The 2,491-nt window shown below is 64.1% G+C and carries 3 protein-coding genes; all 3 read right to left on the reverse strand.

Annotation, left to right across the window (positions count from 1 at the left end; translation table 11 throughout):
* The coding region (locus AB1609_21090) for a hypothetical protein (protein ID MEW6048931.1) at window positions 1–861 on the reverse strand (861 nt) is incomplete at its 3' end.
* Entirely contained in the window at window positions 858–1,637 is a 780-nt protein-coding gene (locus AB1609_21095; protein MEW6048932.1) for an RAMP superfamily CRISPR-associated protein, read from the reverse strand. The genes AB1609_21090 and AB1609_21095, both read right to left, overlap by 4 nt.
* Window positions 1,555–2,491 (reverse strand): hypothetical protein (locus AB1609_21100; GenBank protein MEW6048933.1); only part of this gene is annotated, 937 nt, incomplete at its 5' end. The genes AB1609_21100 and AB1609_21095, both read right to left, overlap by 83 nt.

Raw genomic sequence — 2,491 nt, forward strand, 5'->3', positions numbered from 1 at the left:
TGCGCCACCGGCCTGCGGCTGGAAGTGCTGCAAACGCTGATCCAGATCGGCGGGTTGTCGCATCGGCAAGAGACGCAGGGTCCCACTCCCAAAACCCCGCGCTTTGCCACCACCCAGGGAAATGGGGTAGGCGTTACCCAGCCACGCGGCCACCGCATCCGGAACGGCCAGACTCCCCACAAAAACGGTGGCGTCGGCGTCGATGTGGGTGATCGGTCGCACCGCGAACAGTATTTCCTCCTCGGCCCTGCCGGTCCGGCGGCTCAAGCCAACCTTGGTTTCCAGCCTTTTCCTCACGCTGACCATCCGGAAGGACGGGTGGGGGCCCTGGCCTAGCTGCTCCACCGTGCCACGCAGGCGCTCGACGCGGCCACCGCATGTTGGGCAGGTGGGAGGGCCGGGCAACTCCGCGTCAGGTTGCCGATGTCTCGTGATGTGGCCCGCGAGGCCCCCCCGCAACAGGTCCTGCAGCGGATGCCGGCCGTTTTGCTTGCACACTCGCCCGCTCAGGGGCGCGGGGAACAGCCGGACGTCGAAATGTGCGGGTCGAGTTGTGCCTGCGTCGGCGGCCTCTTCCCCTCGCGCCGGCCTGGGGGCCGGAAGCAGGGGTAAGAAGCGAGCTTCGTAGAGCAAGGGCGGCAGTTGACAGGAACCTGTCCGGTCGCACGAAGGACAGATCCGACCGCCGGGGCGATTCCACTCCCGCAGACAGCCCAGGTCCCGCAGGAGTTCCTGGATGAAAGCACCCCGCCACACCGAACCGGGTATCCACTCCCGCGTGTCCCGGACCACTCCATCGTAACCCTCTCCACCCACCAGGACGGGAGCTCTGAGCTCGAGTACGGCACGATACCACCTCATGCTCCCATCCTCCTCACCGCCTCGAGGATCAAGTCCTCCTGGTTCCACCCCAACGGCGTGCCCTTGCTGTGGCACAGATCGCCTATTTTGACCGTAACGCGCCCCAGTCCGCGCGCCCGTCCACCTCCCAGGTGCGTGATGAGACGTGCAGCCGCTATGAGCAAGCCCAGCTGGGTGCTGTCGAGTTCGCCCCGGATGCTACCGGTAAACGCACGGGCGTGAGGGACCTCGGTTATGAAGAGCTTACCACGTGACACTGCTCCCGATATCCTGTCGACTGCCACGCCATGCCGCAACAGTTCTTCGCCTTCCGGTTCCTCTTGTTCCGCATACAAATCCTCGACAGCCAGCCGCGAGGCCAACCACGGGGACCCGAAGACCTTACACGCCATGCAAAACTCACCGGTTGTCCCCCGACCGAGGTCTACATGGGGGCACATCGATTCAGGACGCGGGGGGTAACACACAGGCTGTCCAAGTTGCCGCAGCAGCCGTTCTAAGGCGTGTCGCCACGCTCCCCGGAGCGAGGACCCCGGGATGACCGCACGGCGATCCCTCTCAAAGAAGAGCAGGTCGGCGGTGCCTTTGGGGAGTCCGGCACCCTGTACCAGGATAGGGCTGTGGCACTCCACACGTACGGTGGCCCGGAACCTGACCTCACTACCTGACTGATTCAAACTAACCACCCCCGACTCACTGCAGGGTCTTGGCGATTTCCGCCAGGTCCCACAATGGGGTAAATCGGGCCTGTTGATGTCCACTCGCGAGCCTCTCATCCCCGATCAGGGGGCGGCGGCCGGGCACGGGTGAATCCGGGGGGCAAATACCGGGGAAAACCTCCACCCAGGCTGGCCGGGCCTTAACCCCCAGGATGTGCTGAAGACCCGAACTCCTGGCTCGCGCCATGTAGTACAGGAAGAAAAGCCTTGCCACCACGGGCGGGCGCCGCAGATAAGCCCCTCCCAGTCTCCGCAGAGGCCCCAGGTCCCCCCCCTTCACCACTTCACGTGCCTGCCGAAGCATGAAATCCAGTTCTCGAGCCGAGAAGGGCCGCAGTGTAAGAGAGAGGGGCTCGCCCCAGGTGGTGTCCGCCTCCCTGAAGAGTGCGTCCCCCAGTTCGGCTGCGTCATCGGGTATTTCCGCCAGCGAGTCCGCCACCAGGAAGTGAACCAGACCCTCTTTGCGTTGCCTGGCGTGGTTTTTGGCGACCTTCTGCATTCGTTCGCAAAACTCCAGCAGAAGCCGCACGGGTGCCCTTTTGTCACATGTGGCCACCGCCCCTGAGAAATGCACATCGGGCCCAGGACCGCGGAATTCCTGGCCGGTGTACTTGAGGAACCTGGCGGCCACATCCAGAGCTACGCGCTCCCAGGTGATAGCGGTGAACTCGTCACCGCTCAGTAAGACCACCTCGAACGGCAGGTAACTTAGCCCCGACCGCCCTGGGTTAATGGCGTTCTGAGTCGCCTCGCACAGGGCACGGTAGGCGGCCACCCGTACTGTGTTGGCGGTCCGACGCGACCATTGCATGGAAGCTCCATAATCATCTAGACTCCGCACGATCTCCCCGAAGTTGTCTCCGTCGAACGCTACCACGCCGACCTTGTCCCTCACACCTGCTCCTTCGGGT

This window comes from Bacillota bacterium, assembly GCA_040754675.1.
Lineage (GTDB): Bacteria > Bacillota > Limnochordia > Limnochordales > Geochordaceae > Geochorda.